Origin of the sequence: Acinetobacter sp. SwsAc6, assembly GCF_013391565.1 — a bacterium.
GTDB lineage: Bacteria > Pseudomonadota > Gammaproteobacteria > Pseudomonadales > Moraxellaceae > Acinetobacter > Acinetobacter cumulans.
Window position 1 is genome coordinate 1 of record NZ_JACAXE010000041.1, and the last position, 23,933, is coordinate 23,933.

At 39.0% G+C, this 23,933-nt stretch carries 31 protein-coding genes; 11 read left to right on the forward strand and 20 right to left on the reverse strand.

Going from position 1 to position 23,933, the window contains the following annotated elements; genetic code table 11:
* Positions 1 to 298 precede the first annotated feature (298 nt).
* The 7 genes from HYG93_RS17725 to HYG93_RS17755 all read right to left on the reverse strand — a co-directional run bounded on the left by HYG93_RS17725 (position 299) and on the right by HYG93_RS17755 (position 5,194).
* Entirely contained in the window at positions 299 to 724 is a 426-nt protein-coding gene (locus HYG93_RS17725; protein ID WP_106986561.1) for a roadblock/LC7 domain-containing protein, read from the reverse strand.
* A gap of 9 nt (positions 725 to 733) precedes the next feature.
* The gene (locus HYG93_RS17730) at positions 734 to 1,279 is read right to left on the reverse strand and encodes an ATP/GTP-binding protein (RefSeq protein ID WP_106986562.1); all 546 of its coding nucleotides are present in this window, start codon (positions 1,277 to 1,279) and stop codon (positions 734 to 736) included.
* Between the two features lie 16 nt (positions 1,280 to 1,295).
* Entirely contained in the window at positions 1,296 to 2,285 is a 990-nt protein-coding gene (locus HYG93_RS17735; protein ID WP_106986563.1) for a helix-turn-helix domain-containing protein, read from the reverse strand.
* A 95-nt stretch (positions 2,286 to 2,380) separates the two neighbouring features.
* A complete protein-coding gene (locus HYG93_RS17740; RefSeq protein ID WP_106986564.1) occupies positions 2,381 to 2,740 on the reverse strand; it encodes a hypothetical protein in 360 nt (119 codons plus the stop codon).
* Positions 2,741 to 3,433: 693 nt separating this feature from the next.
* Positions 3,434 to 4,084 (reverse strand): hypothetical protein, encoded by a 651-nt coding sequence (locus tag HYG93_RS17745; protein WP_106986565.1) that lies wholly within the window; start codon positions 4,082 to 4,084, stop codon positions 3,434 to 3,436.
* A gap of 19 nt (positions 4,085 to 4,103) precedes the next feature.
* Positions 4,104 to 4,532, reverse strand: a complete 429-nt coding sequence (locus HYG93_RS17750) for a ClpXP protease specificity-enhancing factor (protein ID WP_106986566.1) — start codon at positions 4,530 to 4,532, stop codon at positions 4,104 to 4,106.
* Positions 4,533 to 4,540: 8 nt separating this feature from the next.
* On the reverse strand, positions 4,541 to 5,194 hold the full coding sequence (locus HYG93_RS17755; protein ID WP_106986567.1) for a glutathione S-transferase N-terminal domain-containing protein: 654 nt from the start codon (positions 5,192 to 5,194) through the stop codon (positions 4,541 to 4,543).
* A 101-nt stretch (positions 5,195 to 5,295) separates the two neighbouring features.
* Between HYG93_RS17755 and HYG93_RS17760 the strand changes: the two genes are divergently transcribed.
* Positions 5,296 to 5,532, forward strand: coding sequence for a hypothetical protein (locus HYG93_RS17760; RefSeq protein WP_106986568.1), 237 nt, complete (start codon positions 5,296 to 5,298; stop codon positions 5,530 to 5,532).
* Between the two features lie 85 nt (positions 5,533 to 5,617).
* On the forward strand, positions 5,618 to 5,827 hold the full coding sequence (locus HYG93_RS17765) for a hypothetical protein (RefSeq protein WP_106986569.1): 210 nt from the start codon (positions 5,618 to 5,620) through the stop codon (positions 5,825 to 5,827).
* Positions 5,828 to 5,895: 68 nt separating this feature from the next.
* On the opposite strand, the gene rpsI is transcribed toward HYG93_RS17765, so the two are convergent.
* Both rpsI and rplM read right to left on the reverse strand, forming a co-directional pair.
* Entirely contained in the window at positions 5,896 to 6,282 is a 387-nt protein-coding gene (rpsI, locus tag HYG93_RS17770) for a 30S ribosomal protein S9 (RefSeq protein WP_106986570.1), read from the reverse strand.
* 12 nt (positions 6,283 to 6,294) lie between these two features.
* Positions 6,295 to 6,723 (reverse strand): 50S ribosomal protein L13, encoded by a 429-nt coding sequence (gene rplM / locus HYG93_RS17775; protein ID WP_002117832.1) that lies wholly within the window; start codon positions 6,721 to 6,723, stop codon positions 6,295 to 6,297.
* Positions 6,724 to 7,255: 532 nt separating this feature from the next.
* On the opposite strand from rplM, the gene pdxA reads away from it, so the two are divergent.
* Genes pdxA through HYG93_RS17790 form a run of 3 tightly spaced genes read left to right on the forward strand, consistent with a single transcriptional unit; the run spans position 7,256 to position 9,917 of the window.
* Positions 7,256 to 8,224 carry a 4-hydroxythreonine-4-phosphate dehydrogenase PdxA gene (gene pdxA, locus HYG93_RS17780; protein WP_178962722.1) on the forward strand — a complete coding sequence of 323 codons (969 nt, stop codon included), beginning with the start codon at positions 7,256 to 7,258 and terminating at the stop codon, positions 8,222 to 8,224.
* 30 nt (positions 8,225 to 8,254) lie between these two features.
* A complete protein-coding gene (gene rsmA / locus HYG93_RS17785) occupies positions 8,255 to 9,064 on the forward strand; it encodes a 16S rRNA (adenine(1518)-N(6)/adenine(1519)-N(6))-dimethyltransferase RsmA (protein WP_120364619.1) in 810 nt (269 codons plus the stop codon).
* Between the two features lie 4 nt (positions 9,065 to 9,068).
* Positions 9,069 to 9,917, forward strand: a complete 849-nt coding sequence (locus HYG93_RS17790; RefSeq protein WP_178962723.1) for a symmetrical bis(5'-nucleosyl)-tetraphosphatase — start codon at positions 9,069 to 9,071, stop codon at positions 9,915 to 9,917.
* Positions 9,918 to 9,972: 55 nt separating this feature from the next.
* On the opposite strand, the gene HYG93_RS17795 is transcribed toward HYG93_RS17790, so the two are convergent.
* The 8 genes from HYG93_RS17795 to HYG93_RS19545 form a co-directional block, all read right to left on the reverse strand.
* Complete coding sequence (locus tag HYG93_RS17795) at positions 9,973 to 10,419, reverse strand: DUF2147 domain-containing protein (protein ID WP_106986574.1); 447 nt, start codon at positions 10,417 to 10,419, stop codon at positions 9,973 to 9,975.
* A 143-nt stretch (positions 10,420 to 10,562) separates the two neighbouring features.
* The gene (locus tag HYG93_RS17800) at positions 10,563 to 11,012 is read right to left on the reverse strand and encodes a DUF2147 domain-containing protein (protein ID WP_120368283.1); all 450 of its coding nucleotides are present in this window, start codon (positions 11,010 to 11,012) and stop codon (positions 10,563 to 10,565) included.
* Between the two features lie 52 nt (positions 11,013 to 11,064).
* Positions 11,065 to 11,514 (reverse strand): DUF2147 domain-containing protein, encoded by a 450-nt coding sequence (locus tag HYG93_RS17805; RefSeq protein WP_106986576.1) that lies wholly within the window; start codon positions 11,512 to 11,514, stop codon positions 11,065 to 11,067.
* Positions 11,515 to 11,674: 160 nt separating this feature from the next.
* Positions 11,675 to 12,115 (reverse strand): DUF2147 domain-containing protein, encoded by a 441-nt coding sequence (locus tag HYG93_RS17810; RefSeq protein ID WP_106986577.1) that lies wholly within the window; start codon positions 12,113 to 12,115, stop codon positions 11,675 to 11,677.
* Between the two features lie 94 nt (positions 12,116 to 12,209).
* On the reverse strand, positions 12,210 to 12,884 hold the full coding sequence (locus HYG93_RS17815; protein WP_120365723.1) for an LrgB family protein: 675 nt from the start codon (positions 12,882 to 12,884) through the stop codon (positions 12,210 to 12,212).
* 9 nt (positions 12,885 to 12,893) lie between these two features.
* On the reverse strand, positions 12,894 to 13,265 hold the full coding sequence (locus HYG93_RS17820) for a hypothetical protein (protein ID WP_121594860.1): 372 nt from the start codon (positions 13,263 to 13,265) through the stop codon (positions 12,894 to 12,896).
* Between the two features lie 35 nt (positions 13,266 to 13,300).
* A complete protein-coding gene (gene hflX / locus HYG93_RS17825) occupies positions 13,301 to 14,641 on the reverse strand; it encodes a ribosome rescue GTPase HflX (protein WP_121533290.1) in 1,341 nt (446 codons plus the stop codon).
* A gap of 68 nt (positions 14,642 to 14,709) precedes the next feature.
* Positions 14,710 to 14,838 (reverse strand): hypothetical protein, encoded by a 129-nt coding sequence (locus HYG93_RS19545; RefSeq protein WP_256733497.1) that lies wholly within the window; start codon positions 14,836 to 14,838, stop codon positions 14,710 to 14,712.
* Positions 14,839 to 15,023: 185 nt separating this feature from the next.
* Between HYG93_RS19545 and HYG93_RS17830 the strand changes: the two genes are divergently transcribed.
* Positions 15,024 to 15,842 carry a 1-acyl-sn-glycerol-3-phosphate acyltransferase gene (locus HYG93_RS17830; RefSeq protein WP_120367994.1) on the forward strand — a complete coding sequence of 273 codons (819 nt, stop codon included), beginning with the start codon at positions 15,024 to 15,026 and terminating at the stop codon, positions 15,840 to 15,842.
* Between the two features lie 27 nt (positions 15,843 to 15,869).
* On the opposite strand, the gene HYG93_RS17835 is transcribed toward HYG93_RS17830, so the two are convergent.
* Complete coding sequence (locus HYG93_RS17835; protein ID WP_178962724.1) at positions 15,870 to 17,489, reverse strand: phosphatidylserine/phosphatidylglycerophosphate/cardiolipin synthase family protein; 1,620 nt, start codon at positions 17,487 to 17,489, stop codon at positions 15,870 to 15,872.
* 103 nt (positions 17,490 to 17,592) lie between these two features.
* Between HYG93_RS17835 and HYG93_RS17840 the strand changes: the two genes are divergently transcribed.
* On the forward strand, positions 17,593 to 18,603 hold the full coding sequence (locus tag HYG93_RS17840) for a metallophosphoesterase (RefSeq protein ID WP_178962725.1): 1,011 nt from the start codon (positions 17,593 to 17,595) through the stop codon (positions 18,601 to 18,603).
* 158 nt (positions 18,604 to 18,761) lie between these two features.
* Entirely contained in the window at positions 18,762 to 19,115 is a 354-nt protein-coding gene (locus HYG93_RS17845; RefSeq protein ID WP_106986584.1) for a hypothetical protein, read from the forward strand.
* 93 nt (positions 19,116 to 19,208) lie between these two features.
* On the opposite strand, the gene HYG93_RS17850 is transcribed toward HYG93_RS17845, so the two are convergent.
* A complete protein-coding gene (locus HYG93_RS17850; protein WP_106986585.1) occupies positions 19,209 to 20,519 on the reverse strand; it encodes an MFS transporter in 1,311 nt (436 codons plus the stop codon).
* Between the two features lie 143 nt (positions 20,520 to 20,662).
* A complete protein-coding gene (locus HYG93_RS17855; protein WP_178962727.1) occupies positions 20,663 to 21,307 on the reverse strand; it encodes a hemolysin III family protein in 645 nt (214 codons plus the stop codon).
* A gap of 108 nt (positions 21,308 to 21,415) precedes the next feature.
* On the opposite strand from HYG93_RS17855, the gene HYG93_RS17860 reads away from it, so the two are divergent.
* The 3 genes from HYG93_RS17860 to HYG93_RS17870 are packed head-to-tail and all read left to right on the forward strand — an operon-like array spanning position 21,416 to position 23,793.
* On the forward strand, positions 21,416 to 22,636 hold the full coding sequence (locus HYG93_RS17860; protein ID WP_178962726.1) for an SAM-dependent methyltransferase: 1,221 nt from the start codon (positions 21,416 to 21,418) through the stop codon (positions 22,634 to 22,636).
* Positions 22,637 to 22,645: 9 nt separating this feature from the next.
* A complete protein-coding gene (locus HYG93_RS17865) occupies positions 22,646 to 23,071 on the forward strand; it encodes a GNAT family N-acetyltransferase (protein WP_117006359.1) in 426 nt (141 codons plus the stop codon).
* Positions 23,072 to 23,073: 2 nt separating this feature from the next.
* Positions 23,074 to 23,793 carry an endonuclease/exonuclease/phosphatase family protein gene (locus HYG93_RS17870; protein WP_106986589.1) on the forward strand — a complete coding sequence of 240 codons (720 nt, stop codon included), beginning with the start codon at positions 23,074 to 23,076 and terminating at the stop codon, positions 23,791 to 23,793.
* Positions 23,794 to 23,933: the final 140 nt, after the last annotated feature.

The window sequence follows — 23,933 nt, forward strand, 5'->3', positions numbered from 1 at the left end:
CTCAGAAGTGAAACCTCTTAGCGCTGATGGTAGTGTGGGGTTACCCATGTGAGAGTAAGTCATCGCCAGCTCATTATTCGAAACACCCCCTGACTAGTGCAGGGGGTGTTTTTTTATGTGTGAAATATTTTAGAAATTAGAAAAATTGGAATGTTATAAATAAAGAATATACAGAAAGAGGGCTTGGAGGATATTAGGGTCTAAGGGGGGGAGGTTACTTTACGAAGAAAAGAGATAAAAAAACACTCAAAGCAAGATGATTTGAGTGTTCTAGAATTTAAGAATCATGTAATGTATTTTAATCATCAAAATCTTGATCAGCATTTTTAATCACATTACTTGAGTTTTTTAAAGCGTATAGTAACTGACCAAGCAACACATCCTTATCCGCAAGTACAACAAGAATCATTGGATGTTGTTTTGCTTGAACTGAGCTTAATATCGCTTTACCATTTTCCGCATCAAGCGTAATAGATTGGCAACCAATTAAGTGAATTTCTTGTGTAAATGCTGTGACCATTGCGAGAATTGAGCTACTGACAGCAGCCAATTTTCCATTATTGTAGATATCTCTTTTGTGTAATGTTGCTAGTTCAAAACCATCAGTTGAACAAACCATTGCAAAATTTACGCCACGTACATTGGACATAATATTTTGTAATTCTTGTTTCGCAACATGAATGAGTTCAGGTGAAGCAGCACGTTTTTCTTTGATCTTAAACATAAGTGCTCCTTAGGCGCTGATATTGTGGTTAACTTCAACAGATGTGATTAATGCTTCTAACAGCAAAAGAGCATCGTCTTTTTTACGCGCATCTATAAAAAACAGAGGTGAAAATAAGTCTTGGCTAATAAGCCATTCTTTATACATACTCAAAGAATTGGTACTTGTATTATCATCCACGTGTGTAATACCAATGGCGATATTATCTGTGTAGTTTTGAAAGGTTTCTAGATAGCTTTCAAGCTCTTGTAAAGGTTCTTCTGAATTATGATCAATAAGGATAATAGCACCGATTGCACCTTTACAAATCACAGGCCAAATAAAATCAAAACGACTTTGCCCAGGTGTACCATATAATCCGATTTTTACACCGTCTTCTAAAGTTACTTCACCATAATCAATACCTACTGTTGTTTCCATTTTTTCATGGCTGTCTTGGTCGGTATTGAAGGCTTCTGTTAATAGTACGGGTACATCAGAAAGCGAACGAATTGCTTCAGTTTTTCCTGCACCCATAGAACCTGCAAATACAATTTTGTATTGCTGTAGAATCATAGATATTCTCCCTATATCAGAAACCAAATTTTCTGCGAATTTTTCCAAAAAAACTTTTGATTAGACTTTCTTCGGGTTTTTCTTCAAGAGTTTCTGGTGGGTTGTAATGGTTATCCCAAATATTAATTTTACTTAAGTTACCTGAAGCCATATTTGCTGCAATAAAACGGCGTACCGTTTGTATAGGGATATTATGTTGTTCCGAAATTTTTGAAATTTTGGCGCCTTGAATAAAGCAAGCTGACATTTGGAAGATTTGTTTACGATTTTCACGATCTTGCGGTTTTGGCCAAAAATGTATTCGATAATGGCCATCTTCGGGTGCAATTTGATAAAAGTTTGGAGAGAACCAAAAAAGATTCCATATCCAATCTTGTAAGATATAACAGTCTTTTCTTGAAGCTTTAATAAGATGTGAAGTCGAGGCAAATTCATAATTAAAACTAAAATCTGTTTCGAAATCTTTACGTTCAGAATTACAGAACACTAAATTTTGCTTAATATCAATCACACCTAAGGCACCTTGTGCATCTGAAATATAGAGCTTATGGTGACCTTCATCGGTGTCATACATTGTTTTGAAATAGCTTTCAGTATATGGATGATTCTCTTTGAGAGTAGCTTGAGAGGCTCTTTTTACTGGGATTACTGGCTCATCAAGCGGAGGTGTAAAATCATTATGGATAATATGTTGATCAATCCATTGATTTAAATCTTGTGTACTTTGTATAGGTAGATAGAGCGTATTATTTTCTAATTTACCTGATAGGTTATTGTCTTTGGCTACTTTTAGCCAAGGAAAACTTTTATTATTTAAAATGCGTTGAATCCCTTCGGTATCAAAGAAATTTTCATGAATAAATAAGCAGTCTAAATTAATGTCGGTTGCAGTTTTCCATTGAATGTTAAATTTATTGTCTATTATATTGCTTAGCTGGCCTTTAAGCTCTTCAGCATCGTGAATACTTAAACCAGAAATTGCAATATTAATATATTGCTTATTCATTATTATCTCTCTATCAACTGAACGGAATGTGATTTAGAAATAGCGGGGGAATAAAAACCCCTTATATAATAAATATATAAGGGGTTTTTTTTGAATCAGGTGAAATCAAGATTTTTTTCGTATGCTTTTAACTCATGGCGTGCCATTGCTAAGTTAGCTTTTGCACGATCAAGTACTAAGTATAGGAAAACATTTTCATTTTTTTCTAATGGGCGGATCAAGTGATATTGTTTGCCTAAAGTAATTAGAATATCAACGATACTATCGTTTAGGTTTAATGACTGTGCTACACGGCGTTTAGCACGAACAACTTCGGTATTACCAGCAGCTGCTAATTCTAAGTCAATATCCCCACCACCTTGAGTCGCTAGTGCAAGGCCACTTTCTCCGTCTACAAGTGCTGCAGCATGAAAACCATCAATACTTGTGAGTGAATCTAATGATACTTTAGCCATAGTTATTTCTCTCTTTCGGTTATACATGTTGTTTATTTATTGTTTGTTAAGGTAATTAATTTCAGAGGTTAATTACTTAAATTTATTATTAGCAAAGCAATATATCTTTTCAACGAAATTATTTTTATACGTTATAAATGCATAATTTTTTAGATCGAGATTGTGAAAAATGGCGAATGAATAATGTGCGTTAGTTTGCATTTATGATTTAAAATTTTGTTTAAATCAGACTAAATTGCTAAGTTTTGGTAAAATTATTTCAATGTTACAAAATGTAATTTGTACGAAAAAACATGAAATTTTACAGGTTTTGCGGGTTTGGTTACAAAAGTATACAAAAATATAAATAATTAAGCGTATGATTTTTAGCTCTTAAAAAATAATAAGCCATATTTTATTACTTAAAAATCTTATTCTTATATAAAGAATTCATATATTAAAATGAAATAAATTAAACACTTAGTGTTTAAATGAGTTTTTAATACTTCTAAAAAATCATGCGATTTTGCATGATGTTATTATTATTGCTTATATTATTAGAATAACCGTTAAGTAATTCATTTGTAATTGGCTTAAAAACTGTTGATCGATGTTTTTTGGGCAAGTAATGGGGTGTAAAAAAAGCCCAGTTTTAAGTGCTGGGCTTGTATTTAAGTGTGCAATACAATATTGCTGAAACACTTTGATTTCATATTAAGCAAAAATATTGCAGGCTGCTGAAGCCAAAACCCATAAAACTGCGAGTGCAACAATCGGTTCTAAAATTTTAGACCATGTTGGGATGCTCACAACAGTTTCAGTTTGTGCTTGATCGTCTTGTGTGTGTTGTTGGCTAACCATTTGATTAAACTCCTTCATAGATGCATCTAATGATATATCGTCCTGAGGGATTGGTTTAGAGCCAATAAGTTCTGTTAGGTTGTTTGTTGACCAAACCCAGTCATTTGCTTGTCCAGAAAGATGTTCAATTTGACCAATCAGTAGTTCTCGAATACTGTTTTGTGTATGACTACCCGTATCATGGAGTTGTTTAAGCTCATGTAGCTGAAGAGAAAATATTTCACTGGTGAGAGTTTCTAGTTCTGCTTTAGCAAGAATTGATTCGTTGTGTGCAGAGGTGGTGAGATGTCGAGCAACTTCTTGAATATACAGTGGATCAAGAGCATTAATCTCTTGATAGACTTTGGTTTCGTTTTCACGCCATTGTTGAATTAACTCGCCGAGTGTAAGTGCATTAATTTCTTGAATATGCTCTCGACGTTCTTGGCGGTTAAGTTGACTTAAAAGCGCTGGCTTTTGAGTGTCAATTTGTTCTGAAAAATATTGTACTAAATCAAAAGCCATTCATGTGCTCCGTTAATTTTTAATCTAGCAACCTTAAACTTGGTTTTTTCTTTGGTTGCTCGGTTTGTTCTTCATTGCTTGATTTTAAAGCATTTTGATCTGTATTGATATGTTCATATTCACTTGGATCAAAGAATAAACCTTGACCATTTTCACGGGCATATAGACCAATTACTGCATACATTGGGATATATAAATCACGTGATACGCCACCAAAGCGTGCAGAAAAGCTAATAGCTTCATTGCTAATAAGAAGTGCGTGTACGGCATGTGGTGCAAGGTTTAGCGTAATTTGACCATCTTGAATGAATTGTTCTGGTACGCTGGTGTGAGGTTGTGTTGCATCGACAAGAAGGTAAGGGGTGAGTTGATTGTCACAAACCCATTCATAAATAGCACGCGCTAAATATGGACGTGTGGGTGTGATATTTAATTCTTGTTCAGACATAATAAAACCTATGCTTTAGCTAATGACATGCCATAACGATTTTTTTCTTGCAATGTCATAGATTTGATAAATGCAGGACGACTAAAAATTCGTTGGCAATATAAATGAATTGGGCGACAGTGTTGTGCAGGTAGTTCGATCCCCATGCTTTTTAAACGCAGAAATATAGGGGCTAGCATGCAATCTAAAATACTTAATTGTTCAGACATAAAATATGGGAAATGCTGAAACAAGGGTGTGAGTGAAATAAGGGTATCGCGTAGTTGCTTTTGTGCTTTAACTCGATTCTCTTCATTCAGTGTATCTGGATGGCGAAGCATAATATCCGCTAATTTCATCCAATCTTGTTCAAAGCGCCAGATATATTGGCGTTGTTCTGCGCGAGGCATTGGTGCATCGGCATACAGTTTGTTTTGTCGATAGCGATCGTCTAAATATTCTGAAATGATTGCAGTATTAAAAAGTTTTAACTCATTTTCAATCATCATTGGTAATTGGTTATAAGGATTTAGGCTCGCCAGATCCTCATCTTCTTCATCAACAATAATTAAATTATATTTTATTTGTTTCTCGGCAAGGACATATCGAATCCAATGTGAGCGAAAGTCATCCGCATGGCTATACAGTGTAATCCCTTGTAAAGGCGCATTTTCGACTGACATATTTCCCAAGTTTTGGTGAATTGAATAATATAGAATACTAAAATTGGGGATTAAAATCACGGAAACAATTTTATTTATTCTAAAAATAGAGAACTTTAATAATGATAATACAGGCGTTGATTTATACATTTATTTTGATCGGTATAATCTCTATAGGTACTGCAAATGGATATTTTAACCAAGCTTTTTGGCGAAGCGAGGAGCTTTGGTTAGATGAAGATGATTTTGATGAAGAAGTTGAGCGCTGGTTAAGGTATGGAAATATTGCCTATAAAACTTGTATTGTGAGTTTTATCGTTTCGGGGATCCTAGGTTGTGTATATTGGTATCTTTACTAGAGGATAAATTTAAAACAAAGTAAAAAATTGATGATGCATTTAAGAAAAATTAGTTGCATCTAAGTGAAAATAGCAAATGCACTTTATGATGTTGTCTAAGTTACTATTTTTAATTGCCATAATTTTTATGGGAATGGATTTTTATATTGCCTTGGCTGTGGCATATAAATCTCATGCTGATTTTGATGAGGAATATCCAGAAGATTGTGGAAAGAATTATTGGGTAAAAAATGATCTCTCTGAGTTTAATCTGATTATTTGGGGGTATTTAGTTACCAAATTTAAAAAGATTTAAATATGGCTTAATAAATAAAAAAAGCCTTGGAAAATCCAAGGCTTTTTTGTCCGAATTCGGAAAACGAATTAACGTTTAGAGAATTGAGGACGTTTACGTGCTTTACGTAAACCAAGTTTCTTACGTTCAACTTCACGAGCATCACGAGTAACGAAACCAGCTTGACGAAGAGCAGGTTTAAGAGTTTCGTCAGAAGCGATCAACGCACGAGTAATACCGTGACGGATAGCGCCAGCTTGACCACCGATACCACCACCAGCAACAGTGATGTAAAGGTCATATTTAGTCGTAGCTTCAAGAAGCTCTAGAGGTTGGTTAACAACCATACGAGCAGTCTCACGACCGAAGTATTGTTCTAAAGAACGGTTGTTAATTACGAGTTTGCCTGTACCAGCTGACAAGAAAACACGTGCAGTTGCGGTCTTACGGCGACCTGTACCATAATTAGTAGCCATGTGCTGTATCCCTTAGATGTCCAAAACTTGTGGCTGTTGAGCAGCGTGTGGATGCTCAGTACCTGCATACACTTTCATCTTCTTGATCATTGCATAACCAAGAGGACCTTTTGGCAACATACCTTTAACAGCTTTTTCAAGAACTGCTTCTGGTTTGTGAGCGATTAACTTTTCAAAGTTAGTTTCGCGGATACCACCAGGGAAACCAGTGTGGCGATAGTATTTCTTATCAAGTGATTTTTTACCAGTCACTTGTACTTGCTCAGCATTGATAACAACGATGTAGTCACCAGTGTCAACGTGAGGAGTATAAGAAGTTTTGTGCTTACCGCGTAAACGACGAGCGATTTCAGTCGCAAGGCGACCTAAAGTTTTGCCAGAAGCATCAACAACGTACCAGTCGTGTTGAACTTCAGCTGGCTTAGCGCTGAGAGTTTTCATTAAACCACTACCTATTATAGTTGGTTTGGACTATGGAAGCTGTCCAAACAAAAGGAGACGCGATTCTAAACGAAAACGTGAAGAATCACAAATGAAAATATAAATTTCAAGCGCTGTATTCTAGTACATTTCTTCAGCAATAAACAGCAGAGAATTCAGAAAATATTAAAAAAGCAGATGAAAATAAATGATGTCAGATTCTAATCTGCTAAATCCGCTCATTTGGATCTTTATTTTTATGATCTGGGTTGCGTTTTCGTAGGGGGATGGAGCACGTTATTTTTAGTATTTATATATTGGATTTGTTTACAGGGTGTTGATGGCGCAATGATCTTTTTTAGATGTTGACTTCAGGTTTCTAGTGTCATTTTTCCATTGATCTATAGATTGGATTGTTGTTGGAAGAAAGATTATCGTGGTTGATGAGGATTTACGCTCACATATTTTGACCATTCATTTTTAGTCAATTTAATTCGGCCCCTCATGCGTATCGCACAGTATAATAAGAGGATTACACATACAGGATAAACACATGCGTCCTTTATATATTACCAGTGGTGAGCCTGCTGGCATTGGGCCTGATATTAGCTTGAGTTTGGCAGCACGTGTTGATGAGCGACTAATTGTCGTTTTGGCTGACATAGATATGTTGCGCGATCGTGCCAAAATGTTAAATATCAATATTCAGATTATTGAATATAAAGGGCAAGAAGAACCCGCTGCCCAAGGGCAACTGTATGTCGAGCATGTGCCTTTATATGAAGATGTTGTGTTGGGTGTGTTAAATCCGAAAAATGCAGCTTATGTTTTAGAGCAATTACGACGTTCTGCTGATTATGCGATGTCTGGCAAAAGTGTGGGGGTTGCGACAGCGCCTGTGCAGAAGTCAGTGATCAATGAAGCAGGAATTCATTTTAGTGGACATACTGAGTATTATCAGGAATTTGCTGGTGTAGAATGCGTAGTGATGATGCTGGCAACTAAAACTTTACGTGTGGCGTTGGCAACAACACATTTGCCTTTACGTGAAGTGGCAAATGCGATTACTCAAGAACGTTTGCATCAAGTGATTGATATTTTAATTCATGATTTAAAAACCAAATTTAAAAAAGATCATCCGCATATTTTGGTGTGTGGCTTAAATCCGCATGCAGGTGAAGATGGCTATTTGGGCATGGAGGAGATTGAAGTGATTAATCCTGTGCTTGAGCGCTATCGTGCCCAGGGAATCAATATGAGTCTCAGTTTACCTGCAGATACTTTATTTACCCCTGAAAACTTAAAAGATGCAGATGCAGTTTTGGCGATGTATCACGATCAGGGTTTACCTGTGTTAAAATCTCAAGGATTTGGTGAAGCTATCAATATTACTTTGGGCTTACCCTTTGTTCGTACTTCTGTTGATCATGGCACAGCACTCTCCCTCGCAGGCACTGGTTTAGCAAAATGCTCCAGCTTGCATGCTGCTGTGGATTTGGCGCTTGATTTAGCGCATTCATGATTTTGTCTTATTTACACGTTGGAAATGTCTATGTATCAAATTAATGCCCTAAACCCAAAAGACGAAGGGCATCACACGCGTAAGCGTTTTGGGCAAAACTTCTTACATGACCAACGTGTCATTGCTAAAATTGTACGTTCGGTGAATCCGCGTACTGGTGACAATATTGTCGAAATTGGTCCGGGTCTTGCTGCACTTACATCACCTTTAATTGGTGAATGTGATGCTTTAACCGTGGTTGAACTTGACCGTGATTTAGCTGCAGGATTACCTGGCCGAGTGCCACATCCTGAACGTCTAACTATTGTAGAAACCGACGCATTAAAATACGATTTTACCGAATTGTTTGCCGAAGGTCGTCCTCTGCGCGTAGTCGGCAACTTGCCGTATAATATTTCTACACCTTTGTTATTTCATCTCTTGGAGTTTGGTGACAAAGTCAAAGACATGCACTTCATGCTACAAAAAGAAGTGGTAGATCGCATTACAGCATCGCCAAACACCAAAGAATATGGTCGTTTATCGGTGATGATTCAATACTTCTGTAAACCAACATTTTTGTTTGAAGTACCACCAGGTTCGTTTAATCCGCCACCAAAAGTGACTTCTGCTGTGTTTCGTTTAGAGCCTTATGCAGATAAACCAATTGTCGCGAAAGATGAAAAAGCTTTAGCGCGGTTAGTTTCACATGTGTTTACCCAGCGTCGTAAAACCTTGCGTAATAGCTTAAAAGGAATGTTGGTTGAAGATGGATTTGAAAATGCTGGGGTGGATCCGATGGCTCGTCCAGAGACCTTAACATTGGCTCAATTCGTTGCTTTAGCTGATCAAATGGTTTAACAAGATGACACGCGCAGTTCGATATAATTATGTAATTGGTGATGTGCAGGGCTGTTTTGAAGCTTTAAAAGCATTACTCAAAGAAATTAAGTTTGATGCAGATCAGGATTTTTTGTGGTTTGCGGGTGATTTGGTTGCTCGTGGAGAAAACTCTTTGGGCGCAATTCGCTTTATCAAGAAGTTAGTTGATAATGGCGTAGCTGCAACTGTGCTCGGCAATCATGATTTAAATTTATTGGCAGTTGCGCGTGGTATTAAAGAGATTAAGCCACAGGACAAGACTGAAGATGTTATTCATGCCTTAGAAAGTGATGACTTGATTCAATGGCTTCGTCAGCAACCACTGTGTTTATTTCCGAATGAACATACCGTGATTACGCATGCCGGTATTCCATGCAATTGGAGCGTAGAGCAAACTGCTCGTTTAGCCAAAGAAGTAGAAGCTGTACTTTCAGATGAAGACTTTGCGGTATTGGATGATTTTTTAGCAAATATGTATGGCAAGAAGCCAACGCTTTGGTCTGACGATTTAACGGGTCATGAGCGTTTACGTTGTATTACCAATTATTTGACTCGTATGCGCTTAACCGATGCAGAAGGTCGCTTAGAGTTTGGTTTTAAAGACTCACTCGATGATCCAATGCCAGAAGGTTTTAAACCTTGGTTTGAGTTTGAATCAAACGCTGCACAAACACATCAACTAGTTTTTGGTCATTGGGCGGCACTACAAGGCAAAACCATTTCGACACAGATTCAAAATGTTGATGGTGGATGTGTTTGGGGGAATCAGTTGATCGCTTACCGTCTAGAAGATCAAAAGCTGTTTTCGGTGGATAATCCAGTGCAACTGTAGATACTCAAAATAAGCATAAAAAAGCCCCTATAAATAGGGGCTTTTTTATGCTGGATTAATCTAAACGAATCCAAGTTTGGTTACGGCCTAAGACCGATACGCCAATACTTGCGCGGATGGTTAAGCGTTTACCTGTGCTATTTAAGCGAATTTTAGCGTCGTACATTTTTCCAGAAAGTGGGTCAATAATACGGCCTTTTTCATAATTATTGGTGCCTTTAATATGCTTTAAACCTTTAATGATTTCCATACCTAAAATTGGCTGATTCGTATATGGGGCAGGGCATTTGTTGCAGGTTTTTTGCGGTGTATAGCCTGGGCGTGGTGTAACTTTAATAATTTTACCCGTGTAACTATTATTGTCATCTTGTTGAATTGAGATAATTGCCTTTGCAGCCCCTGATTTATCATCAATTTGTTGCCAAATACCAGAGATATCTTCTGCAAAGGAATGTCCTGCAAAACACAAGGTACTAACAGCAAGCAAAATACTTTTCAACATGATCGTCCAAACCCCTAAAAAAGCTTTTCAATATGCGGGCCTATGTTATAAAGTTTACTAGAATAGTCAACTTTATTTTTTAAAAAATGATCAATATAAAGTAGAAAAACCGCCTTGTGGCGGTTTTTGATAGGTCTGAAAAACTAGTCTTGACGAAGCCATGTTTGGCTACGGCCTAGGGCTGAAACACCCATATAGCCACGAAGCGTTAGGCGTTTACCATTGCCATTAATACGGACTTTTGCATCATAAACTTTGCCTGAAAGTGGGTCGATCACGCGACCTTTTTCATAGTTTTCTGTACCATCTACATGCTTTAACCCAGTTAGGATATCCATGCCTAAAATAGGTTGATTCGTATAGGGTGCAGGACAGTTATTACAGGTTTTTTGAGGAGTATAACCTGGGCGTGGGGTCACCTTAATAATCTTACCTGTAAACGTACCATTGCTTTCTTTGCGAATTTCAATCAATGCTTTTGGTGAGCCTGACTTATCATCAATTTGTTGCCAAATGCCAGATAAGTCTTGAGCAGCAACAGAGCCTGCCATGAATACACCCATCAAAAGTGTTGCAAGTTTGAGCTTTTTCATCATGATATCCTTTTTATGATTTTGAGCTTATGGAGCAAAGAAAATAAGGCAATTATTCTTGGCGAATCCACATTTGTGTACGGCCAATTGCTGAAATTCCAATATAACCACGTAGGTGCAAGCGTTTGCCATTTGACATTAGCTTGCCTTTTAGGCTGTACATTTTCCCAGATAAAGGATCAAGAATTTTTCCTTCATCGTAGTTGTTTTCGTCCACCAATTTGAGGCCTTTAAACACTTCTAAGCCTAAAATAGGTTGGTCAGTATAAGGTTGTGGGCAATTTACACACTTTTCTCGTGGGGTATAGCCTGGTCGAGGTGTGATCTTGATAATTTTTCCACTAAAAGAACCGTTGGTATCTTTTTTAATTTCAATGAGTGCTTTAGGTGAACCTGTTTTATCGTCAATTTGTTTCCAAACCCCAGTGAGGTCCTGAGCAAAACCCGATGTACTTAAAAAGAGTAAACCGATGAGAGATGCCCATTTGGTATTTTTATGCATCGTTCTTCTTCCTAGTTATTAAACTGTTCAATCTTTGAACTTAGTTTCATGTTAGGTAAGAATCTCTTGACGCGCAACTAGCTTTTGATAAAAAACTTCATAAAAAATGAATTTTGCCAAGAAAAATGTGACGAAATTCATATTTTATTTTGACTAATTGTTAGTCTTGGCGAATCCATGTTTGACTGCGACCTAATGCAGAGACCCCAACATATCCACGTAGTGTTAAACGTTTACCATTTGGGCTTAATTTTGCCTTGGTGCTATAAATTTTTCCTGAAAGCGGATCTAAAATTTGGCCACGATCAAAGTTATTGTCTGTACTCTCACGTAAGCCTGTGAGGACATCTAAACCCAAAATAGGTTTATTGGTATAAGGCGCAGGGCAACCTACACACGTTTCTTTTGGGGTATAGCCTGCACGTGGTGTGATACGAATAACTTTGGCTGTGTACGTCCCGTTATTGGCTTTACGGATTTCTAAAAGTGCTTTAGGTGAACCTGTTTTATCATCAATATTTTGCCAAAGACCAGTTAAATCGTTGGCAAAGGCAAGGCTAGAGAGTGAGCTAAGGACTAGTGCTGACATCAATTTACGCATGAATAAAAGCTCCTATTTATCTATTAATTCATTCACTTATTTAATTATAAGTGGAATAAACGAATGAAACAATGAGGGAAAAATGATCACTCAGTCATATTTTTTGTAGCATTAAAATGAAAGATGGCAGCCAAATTGCAGTGAATACTGCATTAACAGCCATACCAAAGGCTGCATAGCGACCAGCAATGCTTCCTCGTTGCCATGCCTGCGCTGTTCCAATGGCATGGGCAGCTAGCCCAAGTGCAAGGCCAGAGGCGCGTTCATCGTTAATGTGCCTGAGGATAAATGGTGAAAATGCAGCACCAATCACACCAGATAAAATGACAATTAAAATAGCTAAACTGACTGGCGCTTGAAGCAAGGTTGCAATATTGATGGCAATAGGGGTCGTCACTGCTCGTGTTGCAAAGGCCATGATGGTGGCATCGGATAAGTGCAAGAGATAGGCAAGTCCCATTGGCAGGGCGACAGCGCTAATACTGGCAAAAATAAGAATACTGACAATTCCCTTTAGTGGGAGGTCATCATAGCGCATGGCAGCCAGTGGTATCGCCAATGCAACGGTTACATAGCCCAGTAAGTGATTAAACAATGGGTTTACTTGTGCCATATATTGCTCATAAGGAATGCCAAATACAGCAAGAAGCGCAATGACAAAACACATTGCAATCACAATCACAGGAACTTGAGGCAGTACTTTGTTGATGGGTTTCGCGCAGATATAAGCAATAACGGTTAATACGAAGGCAAGGAGGATGGTCAGCATAAATTTCTCCTATAGCCACGTTTTGGAGATTTTGGCATACACCCAAAGCGGGATGAGCGTGCTAACAACCAATATGGTTAAAAATAGCGGAATTTCTTTGCCCATGTGCATGAGCATGAGCAAAGAACCTGCACTAATGGGTAAGAAAGCAAAGGCGCTTTCTTTCATGATTTTATTGTTGGTATCAATCATGCGTGCTGGAAGATGCTTGAACTTACGCCATAATAACAGCACGGCCAGTAAGCTCAGCAGACCTACTAAGTTTCCAAGTTCTGGATGGTTAAATTGCCCCATGAGCCAGACCGCACCTTCACGAAAAATAATAATCAGTGCAACAGTGCCGACCCATGCTTTCCAATCGAGTGTTTTAATCCAATCCATTCTTGATCTTTCATTAAAATTTTATTTCTTTTGTTTTAACTGATTTGATCATCGATTTCAAATTCTTCTAGGGGACGTTGAAACTGCTGAGCACGTTCACCTAAGATTTCTTCAAGCGGTAAATGCGCTTGTTTAATCAATTGTTCAAGTTTATGTGGCGACATAATAACATGTAATTTTAAGTTACCATGATCATCATAATGTTCGGATTGAATGACATTGAGGGCATAAAACTGCGTGCGTAATTTGCCATACGCTGGTTTTAGCGAGAGCTCAAAGCTTTGCATATTTCCCATTAAGCATTCATGCACAGCTTGGCGTAAATAATTGAGTCCTTGCGAGGTATGCGCAGATACATAGACACGCTCAGGTTGGTGTGGGCGATGATAAACAATTTTCGCTTGTTCACCTGATTGATCAATTTTATTGTAAACGCGTAATACAGGCACATCTGCACCAATTTCACGGAGGACTTTTTCTACTGCTTCAATTTGCTCAAGCATATCTGGGCTACTCGAGTCGATGACGTGCAGTAATAAACTGGCTTCGACTGTTTCCTCAAGCGTTGCTTTAAAGGATTCAACCAATGAATGCGATAAGTTACGTACAAAACCAACCGTATCTGCCAAGACTAAGTTACCAATCCCGTCCCAGGTTAAACGGCGTAAAGTTGGATCAAGTGTGGCAAACAGTTGGTCAGCTGCGTAGACATCACTGCCTGCTAAGATATTAAACAGTGTGGATTTTCCTGCGTTGGTATAACCCACTAAAGATACCGTTGGTACAGCGGCTTTTTTACGCGCAATACGACCTTGTATACGGGTTTGGCGGACTTTTTCAATGCGCTCTTTGAGTTGACCCATACGGATTCGAAGCAAACGGCGGTCTGTTTCAAGTACAGTTTCGCCTGGGCCTCTTAGACCAATACCGCCTTTTTGGCTGTCTAAGTTGCCACGACTGCGGATTAGGCGTGAAGCCATGTGTTGTAACTGCGCCAATTCGACCTGTAACTTACCTTCATAGGTACGTGCGCGTTGTGCAAAAATGTCTAGGATCAGTTCAGTCCGATCTACGACACGGCAATGCATGATTTTTTCAAGATTACGTGCTTGGGCAGGCGTGAGCGCATGGTCAAAAATGACTAGATCTGCCTCAAGTGCTTGAACTACTTCGGCAATTTCTTCCGCTTTACCTGAACCAATAAACAGCTTGGCATCTGGCTTAATACGTGAGGCATGAATATGTTGCAGAATCTCGGCACCAGCCGATTGCGCAAGTAGATGAAACTCTTCAGCATCGAGATCATCCAGCATTTGTACTGCTACACTGACCAAAATAACGCGATCGCCACTGTGCTGTTTATTCAAATGATTCACCCAGCCAATAATTTATAGATTAAACAGCTATTTTAGGTGAAAACTCAGGTGCCGAGCAAAGTACTACTTTAAAATACCCACGAAAAAAGTAAGGCAAAGCTCAGCATAAAACCAATATAGAGCAATGAAAGGCCACCAATCATCGCTAAAGCGGTGTGTTTTGACAGTTGTTCTGACTGAAGGTCGAGCTTGTGCATGAGAATATAGATCTATTAATTAAATAGTATTATATTAATTAATTTGTTTATTCGATAAAAATGGGAAAAAGAAATCACAGTTTTCGGTTTTTATGATCAATGTAAAATTTCAACACGCAGTATAGTATGATGCGTGAAAGGCATTTTATGTCACGAAATACAATATTTTTAACAGCGATCATTTTATGACTCAACCTGTAGTACATCCACAAACAAACTCTAAAGGCGTCTCCCGATTTGTGCTTTATGTTCGAAAAGTCGTGGCCATGGTCGTTGCTGTAAGTGCAGGGTTTTATTTGGTGTTTCGTCACCGTTTATATAAAGATCCGAACAATCCTAAAAATACCCGTTATGTGCAGTACTTTTGTCGCAAACTGTGTAAGGTGTTTAACATTGATGTGAAGGTACATGGTGAAATACCGCGTGAACCTGCACTGTGGGTGAGTAATCATATTTCTTGGCTAGATATTGCTGTTTTGGGATCAGGTGCACGGGTGTTCTTTTTGGCCAAAGCAGAAATTGAGTCTTGGCCTCTATTGGGCAAGTTAGCGAAGGGTGGTGGGACTTTATTTATTAAACGTGGCTCAGGTGATTCCATGCGAATTCGTGAGCAAATGACTGATTTTTTAAAACAAGATAGTCCAGTATTATTTTTTCCAGAAGCCACTACAACAGATGGTACTCGAATTAAAAAGGTACATGGCCGCTTATTAGGTGCAGCCATTGAGGCGCAAAAACCTGTACAAATTTGCTTAATTTGCTATGTCAATCAGCAAGGTGAGCTGGATATGGTGGCGCCATTTATTGATGATATGACCTTTGCACAGCATGTAAAAAATGTGCTTGAAATGCCAGAAGTTACAGCGCATTTAATGAGTTTGCCTGCCATTGATTCGACAGGGCATACGGTAGATAGCTTAACAGCTGAAGTACAACAGAAGATGAACGAAGGATTGATCGAGTTACAAGCCAAAGTTCTTCGTAAACCTGTTGTCATCGCTTAAGAATACTGATGTTCTTGCCAAGAAAGCTTACATAAAGCCTTCGATGGGTAACCATGCAATCATTTTCATGCCAGCACGTTGCCACCATTTCATTTTTGGCTCTTTTTCATAGGTTCGAATTTGCTCATTGGCCAGCTTAATTTTCCAGTTAATATTTTGGTTGGCATCTAAGACCAGTTTATAGGCAAACTTACTTAAGTTTTCATCCATTGTATGGTGTACGGCTTTGGCCAATTGTGGGCTATATAGCAAGACACCAATTTCGGTATTGAGATAAGCCGAACGTGGATCAAAGTTAAATGAACCAATAAAGACCTGTTTTTCATCTAGTGCCATCAGTTTGGCATGTAAACTTGAACGGCTCAGCCCTTTAATGCTGACTTTGGCTTTTTTGGCCAATTCATCAGTATTGGCATTTAAGTTTTCAATATTTGGATTGGCCAAAAATTCATACAATTGCACGTCATTTTTGAGCAAGTCTTCGCGATATTTGGCATAAAACGCATGTACAACAGGCACGTCATTGGCCTTAAATGAGTTGGTCAGTACCCGTACTTTCGTGCCATGTGCAGCCAAATCGATTAATTGTTTTGCGCCCTTTTTTTCAGGGACAAAATATGCAGAAACAATATCGATGCTTTCATTTGGACGGTCTAAATGATTCAGCAATTGAAAGTTTAGATGTTCTTCTTTTTTTGCTTTGGCTTTAATTTTACTCGGTGAATCTTTGACTACTTCGGCTTTAACCCAGTCCAGTTGAATACTGTTGTTGAGCCAATTGTCAAAGGCATGGGAGCGGTTGGCCAAGTTTAAATAGTTTTGTACTGTTACTTCTTGATCATGCTTTTCTAATTGTTGTTTCAGTTCAGGAAAACGCAATGTGTAATGGCGTGGATTGACCAATTGCTTTACCGGGAAAGCGTAATCGTCGTTCCAGTATTCATCAAAAGAATGCACAATTTCATCAGATGCAGAACCCACCAACATCACATCTACATCAGAAAATTGATAGTTATCACTGACATTGTAATATTGATTACTCATATTACGGCCACCAATTAAAGCGATTTGGTTATCTGCAATAAAGCTTTTGTTGTGCATACGACGGTTGATGCGTTTTAAATCGAGCAACATATCCATTGCGCGATAATGTCGAAAGCGATAGGGGTTATACAATTTGACGTCAATATTGGTGTGCTGATCAAGCGCAAGATAAATGCCTTCCATTTTCTTGGCATTGTTGTCGTCAATTAATAAACGAACTTTTACCCCACGATCTGCCGCTTGAATAATTGAATGCAGGGCCATTGAGCCAATTTTGTCATTGTCCCAAATGTAATATTGTAGATCGAGCGTTTTTTCGGCTTTATTGATGAGCTCTAATCGGGCTGCAAGTGCTTCGAGCGGGTCATATAAGACGTGATAACCCGTTAAACCCGGCTTAGCATCGCGTAATGGCGTAATAATTTTGCCTAAGGTAGTTTGTTCTGTAGGTGTACTAAAACCGTACTCAACAGGTTGCTGGACTTGCTTGGGTAATGTTGTACATGCAGGAATACCTAAACATAAGCTCACACTGAGTAAGACCGCTGTTTTTTTTGTTGGACGCGATGTTTGAGTGGGGGCTAAGTGCTGAGCATTCGTCATATAGTAAGCTAATTTCAAAATTAGATTTGAGTATAGTGGCGAGCTATGAAAAGATAAATATAGTGACTAAGAAAACTGATCGATTAACTGATAGAGCAGATATATGTGGGATATGAATTCCGTGGTGATTTATTTTTATATAGCAATGGGACTCTTGGCCATTTGGGCCATCTCTCAGGCATGGCTGAGCCAATCACGAACGGAAACCATACATCCTTTTAAGGCCTTTGTTCACCTATTGGCTTTTTATTGCTCATATTTATTAATTCCGCTGTTTTTCTTTAGCTTTTATGCGGGATGGAGTGGTTATTACGCCGTACATGAAGCTATTTTTATTGCCCTCATTACGGGGCTATTGTGCTATGCACGATTTATTGAGCCACATTGTATACAGGTAAAAAACCTTAAATATCAGCTTCACGAAGACCGTAAAATGCTGAAGCCTGTCAAAATTGCACTCATTGCTGATTTACATATTGGGTTGTTTTCGGGCCATGAACGTCAGTTAAAGCAAATTGTTGAAAAATTAAATGAACATAAGCCCGATTTAGTGGTGGTTGCAGGCGATTGGACTTATGAACCTGAAAATAAATTGGCTGAAGAATTGGCTGTGTTACAGCAAATTGATGCACCTGTTTATTCAGTCAATGGTAATCATGATGAGCAATATCCTGGACCACCGATACAAGAATTGCTAAATCGTGCCTTAAGCCAAAACAACGTAATGGATATTGAAGGGCAGGTGGTTGAGTTTAATGAATTTCGTTTAATTGGCATTGGTGATTTATGGGCAGGTAAAGCCGATATGCGCTTTATGCCACAGTTACCGCAAGATAAACCTTGGATTATTTTATCGCATAATCCAGATACGGTAGATATGGTACCTGAACTTCCAACACGTCCATTAATGCTGTCGGGGCATACACATGGTGGCCAAGTGGAATTGCCATGGCTGACCGATTATGTGATGAAAAAAGTTTCGATATTAGGTCATAAAAAAGGTTTATATCAGCATGAACATGCAGATGTGTTTGTGACTGTAGGCACGGGGATGGTCGGTGTGCCATTTCGTTTTCGTGTGCCACCAACCATCGATATTATTGAGTTGATTTAAACACAGCTCTTGTGAAGAGATTCACAGATTCTTTATATTAGAGTGGTGCTGGCTAAAATGATAAAAGCAACATCATGATGATTGAAAACACATTGTTATGCGGATAGTGTAAATGTAGTTTTGGCACAAGATCATTTTAATTACTTGAGAATAATTATATGTCAGAATTTTATAAAGAAGTGGGTACCTTATTTGGCTTGGATGAGCAACAAGCTGAGCATTTAAATCTAGGATTGGTACAACTTGCACAAGAGTTTAATCGTGCGTCTGAAGTGAGTGATCAGGCGTTTTCTGCACAGTTTTACCAAAAATTTGAGCAATTAGCATTGACCAGTGGTATTCAAGAAGATGAGATCGAAGCTTTGGTGAATGTGCTGTATTTTAATGATGTGCACCAGCAGGTCGTGACCTATATTGTGCCGAGTTATTATAATTCGGGTGGTGATCCAGAGCAGTTTGCGGATACTTACCAACTGATGATGGATGACTTGCAGCAAGAGCTGGAAGATTAATCTTGATATTGAATAATTGCTTGGCTTGCACAGCGCTAGAGTGAAATAAAAACGCCAGCATCATTGCTGGCGTTTTTATATGCATGACAAGACTTAGATTTGGTTGTTTACGTCATCATTTTTCGTTTCACGGATCAGCAAGAATGCGATCAATGAAAGAATAGACGCGGCAGTAAGGTAGTAACCTACAGCATATAAACCATAACCTGTCGCAAGTTTAGTTGCGATTAATGGCGCGAAAGATGCACCAAAAATACCTGCCAAGTTAAAAGTCAGTGCAGAACCAGTATAACGTACTGAAGTCGGGAATATTTCAGACAATACTGTACCAATTGGGCCGTAAGTTAAGCCCATAATGGCTAAACCAATACACAAGAATAAGAACACAATAGCTGTGCTACCAGACTCAAGTAAGCTAGAGAACATGAGGCCAAAGATTGCTGAAACTACACACACAGCAATTGAAGTGGTTTTTCGACCGAATTTTTCGGCAAAAACTGCTGACAATGGAATGAATGCTGCAAAGCAAAGCGTTGCAACCAATTGGAGTTTAAGGAACTCTTCACGTGTATAACCGAGTTGAGTTGTTCCCCATTGCAAAGCAAATACTGTAGTTAGGTAGAACACAACGAAAGTACAGATGGCTGCAATTGTACCTAAAATGAGCATGCCCCAATGCTTGGTTATCACTTCTTTAAACGGAATATTAACTTCTTTTTGTTTGTTTAAAACATTTTGGAACGCAGGCGTTTCATGAAGTTTTAAACGAATCCAAAGGCCCATAATCACTAGCAATGCGCTAGAGATAAATGGAATACGCCAGCCCCATTGCATGAAGTCGGCTTCAGACATGAAGTGACCTAATGTGAGGAATGAACCTGTTGCAAGAATAAAGCCGATAGGAGCTCCGAGTTGAGGGAACATACCATACCAAGCTCGTTTGCCTTCAGGTGCATTTTCTGTTGCCAGAAGTACTGCACCAGACCATTCACCACCTAAACCTAAACCTTGACCTAAACGGCACAGTGCCAATAACAACGGCGCAAAAATACCAATTTGTGCATAGGTTGGGAGTAAGCCAATACAAACGGTGGAAAGCCCCATGGTCAGCAAGGCTGCGACCAAGGTGGCCTTACGACCAATTCGGTCGCCTAAATGGCCAAAGAGTGCTGCGCCAATCGGGCGAGCAATGAAGGCAATTGCAAACGTAGCCAAAGACTGAATTGTCGCCGTCATCGGATCTGTACTTGCAGGGAAGAACAAATGCGGGAAAATAATAACGGCAGCCGTTGCATAAATATAGAAATCAAAAAATTCGATTGTAGTACCTACAAGGCTGGCTGTAAGTACACGAAATTTTGAATTGGTTGCTGGCGCTTGCGCAGCAGAATTTGTTGACGCCATGATAGACCTTACACTTACTAAAAATAAAAAAAACTTAGTTTTAAAAGCGTAATCTTTTTAAAAAAGGCGTAATTTCTTAAAAAAACAACAGCAATCTTCTCTGTTCTACTCGCTCAGGGTCGCTGAAATGAAGAAAGAGATGATTAAATCACGTACAGATAGATGGACAGGAAGTGTGATCCTGCACCTAACAATACAAAAATATGCCAGATAGCGTGGGTATATCTTACTCTTTTTAATGCATAAAACAATGCGCCTACGGTGTAAGAAAGCCCACCAATGATTAAAAAGGTTAAAGCTTGAGCGCTTAAAAAGTGTTTCATATCATCAATGACCAATAAAGCCAGCCAGCCCATAGCCAAATAAGCAAAGAGTGAGACTTTTTGGAAAGAGTTAATGAATATTAACTTGAATAGTGTACCTACTATAGCGATGACCCACAGAGCAATTAATAAGTAGTGTGCTTTAGTGGTGGGAATAGCAATGGCTAAAAATGGGGTATAGGTTCCTGCGATTAAATAATAAATAGCCGTATGGTCGAGTTTTTTATAAAAATAGCGACGATCAGCAGTAGTCGACATGTGATAAAGCATAGACGCAGAAAATAATAACACCATGCTCAAGGCGTAAATCCATAGCCCGAACCATTGCCATGCAGGCAAATAAGCCCCTTTAATGACCAATAAAATACCAGCAATAAGGGCTAAGACTGCACCTATACCATGGCTGAGATAATTAATTCGTTCTTCAAGCGGGTCATAATCTGGAATCAGTGGAGCGTTGTTTATCATTTAATGTCGCCCAATATTTAAAATATACAAATGTATAATAATTGAAATTTGCATTTGTCGTAAGAAGATTTAAACTTTAGCTGCAATTATTTTTAGGTTTAAAGTATGTCCGCTTCGGCTTCTCTCTTTCCACAGGAACAGCAACTCCTTGATGTATTTCAGCAAGCGATTGATAAGCATCAATTTGAGCGCTTGATCCTGAGTCAATACAAGGGTGAACTTGAGCAACTTGAAAAATTGACCTTAAGAGTCATTTCACTACAGCAGCAACCTATGCTGAGTATTTTATACCGATATAAAACTCAAGATGTCACTAAAAATTATCCTTTAAGTGAAGCTTTGGATATTGTGCGTGAGTTATTACTGTGTTGTAAGCAGGCCAATTTATTTACGGCCATTGAAGAATTACAGCTGAAGAAAAACAAGAAAAAAGCCATGCTCACCGTCACTCAGCATAAGGCTGTCGCTAAGTCTGGGGCTGAACAGCAAGGCCATGACCGTGTTAAGCACCGTTATGTTGATCAGGACAGTTTATTTTTGCAACCGCTGGGCATTACAGATGCCAAAGCGCAAATCGTTCCAAGCATGGCCCGCAAATGGAAACAGATTAATAAGTTTGTTGAGATCTGTGCGGGGGCAGTAGAACAAATTCAGCAGCCTGATCGGCCTTTGCATATTGTCGACTTTGGTTCAGGTAAAGGTTATTTAACCTTTGCGCTGTATGACTATTTGGCAAAGCATCAGCAAACGCCTTTTGTGACAGGTGTTGAACTGAATCCGAAAATGGTTGAGTTTTGTCAAAATGTATCTGCTCAGGCAGGTTTTGAGCAGCTCGGTTTTTTCCAAGGTGATGTACGTACATATGAGCCAGAACGCTTGGATGTGATGATTGCCTTACATGCGTGTGATGTCGCGACGGATTTTGCGATTCATACGGGCATTCGTTTAAATGCGCAGATGATTATGTGCGCACCGTGTTGTCATAAAGAATTGCGTCCACAACTGACTGCGCCAAAAGTACTTTCACCGATGTTACAGTTTGGTATTCATGCAGGGCAACAGGCGGAAATGCTGACCGATACGATTCGGGCTTTATTGTTGAAAGCCTATGGTTATGAAACTAAAGTGTTTGAGTTTGTGGCCTTGGAGCATACCAGTAAGAACAAAATGATTTTGGCGGTTAAGCGTCAAGATTATAGTGAGCCAGATCAGGCTGTATTAGCACAAATACAAGCATTGAAAGAGATGTATGGGATTCAAAAGCATTCATTAGAATTGCTCTTGAATGATCAGTGGGACCAGCAAGATATTGGCTGTAAATGCTGAGAAAACGTGATGTCTAACTTCAAAGTTTTGTCTGGTGGATGGAGCGAATTGCAATCCGCAGTGGGGCCTGTGCGTGAAGCAGTTTTTATTCGAGAACAACAGATTGCTCCAGCTGATGAGTGGGATGCACAAGACTTGGTAAGTCTGCATTTTGCAGTCATGGATGGTGAAGCGTGTATTGCGACTGCGCGATTACTGGAAAATCACAGTATTGGCCGTGTAGCAGTGCTGTCTTCATCTCGTGGCAAAGGCATAGGCAAATTGTTGATGCTTGCTGTGATTGAGGTTGCAAAAAAACAGGGCAGACCTTTTGTTAAGTTGTCATCTCAAGTTCATGCGATTGAGTTTTATGTAGGGCTTGGCTTTAAGGTACAAGGTGAGGAATATCTCGATTGCGGTATTCCGCATATAGACATGCGACTCGAACTGGAATAAAGATGAAAATCATCACTTGGAATTGCAATGGCGCTTTTCGTAAAAAGGTTGAGGCTATTTTGCAATTTCAAGCAGATATTTATGTCATTCAAGAATGTGAAAGTCCTGAACAGGCGAATGGCTTGTATCAGCGTTATTTTTCAGATTTTCTTTGGAAAGGTGAAAATAAAAATAAAGGACTAGGGATCTTTGTTCGCGCAGGTATAAAGCTTAAAGCACTGCATTTACCTGATGAAAATCTTGAGCTTTTTTTGCCTGTGTTACTCAATGATAAAGTACAGTTACTTGCAGTTTGGGCGAAACAAGCCAATTCTCCGACCTTTCAATATATTGGCCAGATTTGGAAGTATTTGCAGCTTAACTTGGCGCAACTCGATGAGACGGTACTGATCTGCGGGGATTTCAATAGCAATTCAAAATGGGATGTTTGGGACCGCTGGTGGAATCATTCAGATGTGGTCAGCATGCTGGAAAAACAAAATATCTTTAGTATTTATCATCGCGCCTTGGCCGAACAACAAGGCCATGAAAGTCAGCCGACCTTCTTTCTTCAGCGCAATCCACTTAAGGCTTATCATATCGATTATATTTTTGCATCCGATCAATATTGGAATTTAAAAAATGTAAAGTTGAGGATAGGTGATGCCCAAGATTGGCTGAGCCAAAGTGATCATTTGCCTCTGTGTTGTGATATCAATCCATTTACCAAAACATGCTTGTGAACATCTTTTAAAACTTAGATTAGCATTTGAAGTGCAACACCATGTTGTTGCCATAATACCTGACTCGGACTTTTAAAGCCGAGTCTTTTTCTTGGCCGATGATTCAAGCGTTGAGTGATTTCTGAAATATATTCATCCGT

Coding starts and splice junctions, on each gene's coding strand:
- HYG93_RS17725 (WP_106986561.1), bottom strand. CDS start 724: ATGTTTAAGATCAAAGAAAAACGTGCTGCTTCACCTGAACTCATTCAT.
- HYG93_RS17730 (WP_106986562.1), bottom strand. CDS start 1,279: ATGATTCTACAGCAATACAAAATTGTATTTGCAGGTTCTATGGGTGCA.
- HYG93_RS17735 (WP_106986563.1), bottom strand. CDS start 2,285: ATGAATAAGCAATATATTAATATTGCAATTTCTGGTTTAAGTATTCAC.
- HYG93_RS17740 (WP_106986564.1), bottom strand. CDS start 2,740: ATGGCTAAAGTATCATTAGATTCACTCACAAGTATTGATGGTTTTCAT.
- HYG93_RS17745 (WP_106986565.1), bottom strand. CDS start 4,084: ATGGCTTTTGATTTAGTACAATATTTTTCAGAACAAATTGACACTCAA.
- HYG93_RS17750 (WP_106986566.1), bottom strand. CDS start 4,532: ATGTCTGAACAAGAATTAAATATCACACCCACACGTCCATATTTAGCG.
- HYG93_RS17755 (WP_106986567.1), bottom strand. CDS start 5,194: ATGTCAGTCGAAAATGCGCCTTTACAAGGGATTACACTGTATAGCCAT.
- HYG93_RS17760 (WP_106986568.1), top strand. CDS start 5,296: ATGATAATACAGGCGTTGATTTATACATTTATTTTGATCGGTATAATC.
- HYG93_RS17765 (WP_106986569.1), top strand. CDS start 5,618: ATGATGTTGTCTAAGTTACTATTTTTAATTGCCATAATTTTTATGGGA.
- rpsI (WP_106986570.1), bottom strand. CDS start 6,282: ATGGCTACTAATTATGGTACAGGTCGCCGTAAGACCGCAACTGCACGT.
- rplM (WP_002117832.1), bottom strand. CDS start 6,723: ATGAAAACTCTCAGCGCTAAGCCAGCTGAAGTTCAACACGACTGGTAC.
- pdxA (WP_178962722.1), top strand. CDS start 7,256: ATGCGTCCTTTATATATTACCAGTGGTGAGCCTGCTGGCATTGGGCCT.
- rsmA (WP_120364619.1), top strand. CDS start 8,255: ATGTATCAAATTAATGCCCTAAACCCAAAAGACGAAGGGCATCACACG.
- HYG93_RS17790 (WP_178962723.1), top strand. CDS start 9,069: ATGACACGCGCAGTTCGATATAATTATGTAATTGGTGATGTGCAGGGC.
- HYG93_RS17795 (WP_106986574.1), bottom strand. CDS start 10,419: ATGTTGAAAAGTATTTTGCTTGCTGTTAGTACCTTGTGTTTTGCAGGA.
- HYG93_RS17800 (WP_120368283.1), bottom strand. CDS start 11,012: ATGAAAAAGCTCAAACTTGCAACACTTTTGATGGGTGTATTCATGGCA.
- HYG93_RS17805 (WP_106986576.1), bottom strand. CDS start 11,514: ATGCATAAAAATACCAAATGGGCATCTCTCATCGGTTTACTCTTTTTA.
- HYG93_RS17810 (WP_106986577.1), bottom strand. CDS start 12,115: ATGCGTAAATTGATGTCAGCACTAGTCCTTAGCTCACTCTCTAGCCTT.
- HYG93_RS17815 (WP_120365723.1), bottom strand. CDS start 12,884: ATGCTGACCATCCTCCTTGCCTTCGTATTAACCGTTATTGCTTATATC.
- HYG93_RS17820 (WP_121594860.1), bottom strand. CDS start 13,265: ATGGATTGGATTAAAACACTCGATTGGAAAGCATGGGTCGGCACTGTT.
- HYG93_RS19545 (WP_256733497.1), bottom strand. CDS start 14,838: ATGCACAAGCTCGACCTTCAGTCAGAACAACTGTCAAAACACACCGCT.
- HYG93_RS17830 (WP_120367994.1), top strand. CDS start 15,024: ATGACTCAACCTGTAGTACATCCACAAACAAACTCTAAAGGCGTCTCC.
- HYG93_RS17835 (WP_178962724.1), bottom strand. CDS start 17,489: ATGACGAATGCTCAGCACTTAGCCCCCACTCAAACATCGCGTCCAACA.
- HYG93_RS17840 (WP_178962725.1), top strand. CDS start 17,593: ATGTGGGATATGAATTCCGTGGTGATTTATTTTTATATAGCAATGGGA.
- HYG93_RS17845 (WP_106986584.1), top strand. CDS start 18,762: ATGTCAGAATTTTATAAAGAAGTGGGTACCTTATTTGGCTTGGATGAG.
- HYG93_RS17850 (WP_106986585.1), bottom strand. CDS start 20,519: ATGGCGTCAACAAATTCTGCTGCGCAAGCGCCAGCAACCAATTCAAAA.
- HYG93_RS17860 (WP_178962726.1), top strand. CDS start 21,416: ATGTCCGCTTCGGCTTCTCTCTTTCCACAGGAACAGCAACTCCTTGAT.
- HYG93_RS17865 (WP_117006359.1), top strand. CDS start 22,646: ATGTCTAACTTCAAAGTTTTGTCTGGTGGATGGAGCGAATTGCAATCC.
- HYG93_RS17870 (WP_106986589.1), top strand. CDS start 23,074: ATGAAAATCATCACTTGGAATTGCAATGGCGCTTTTCGTAAAAAGGTT.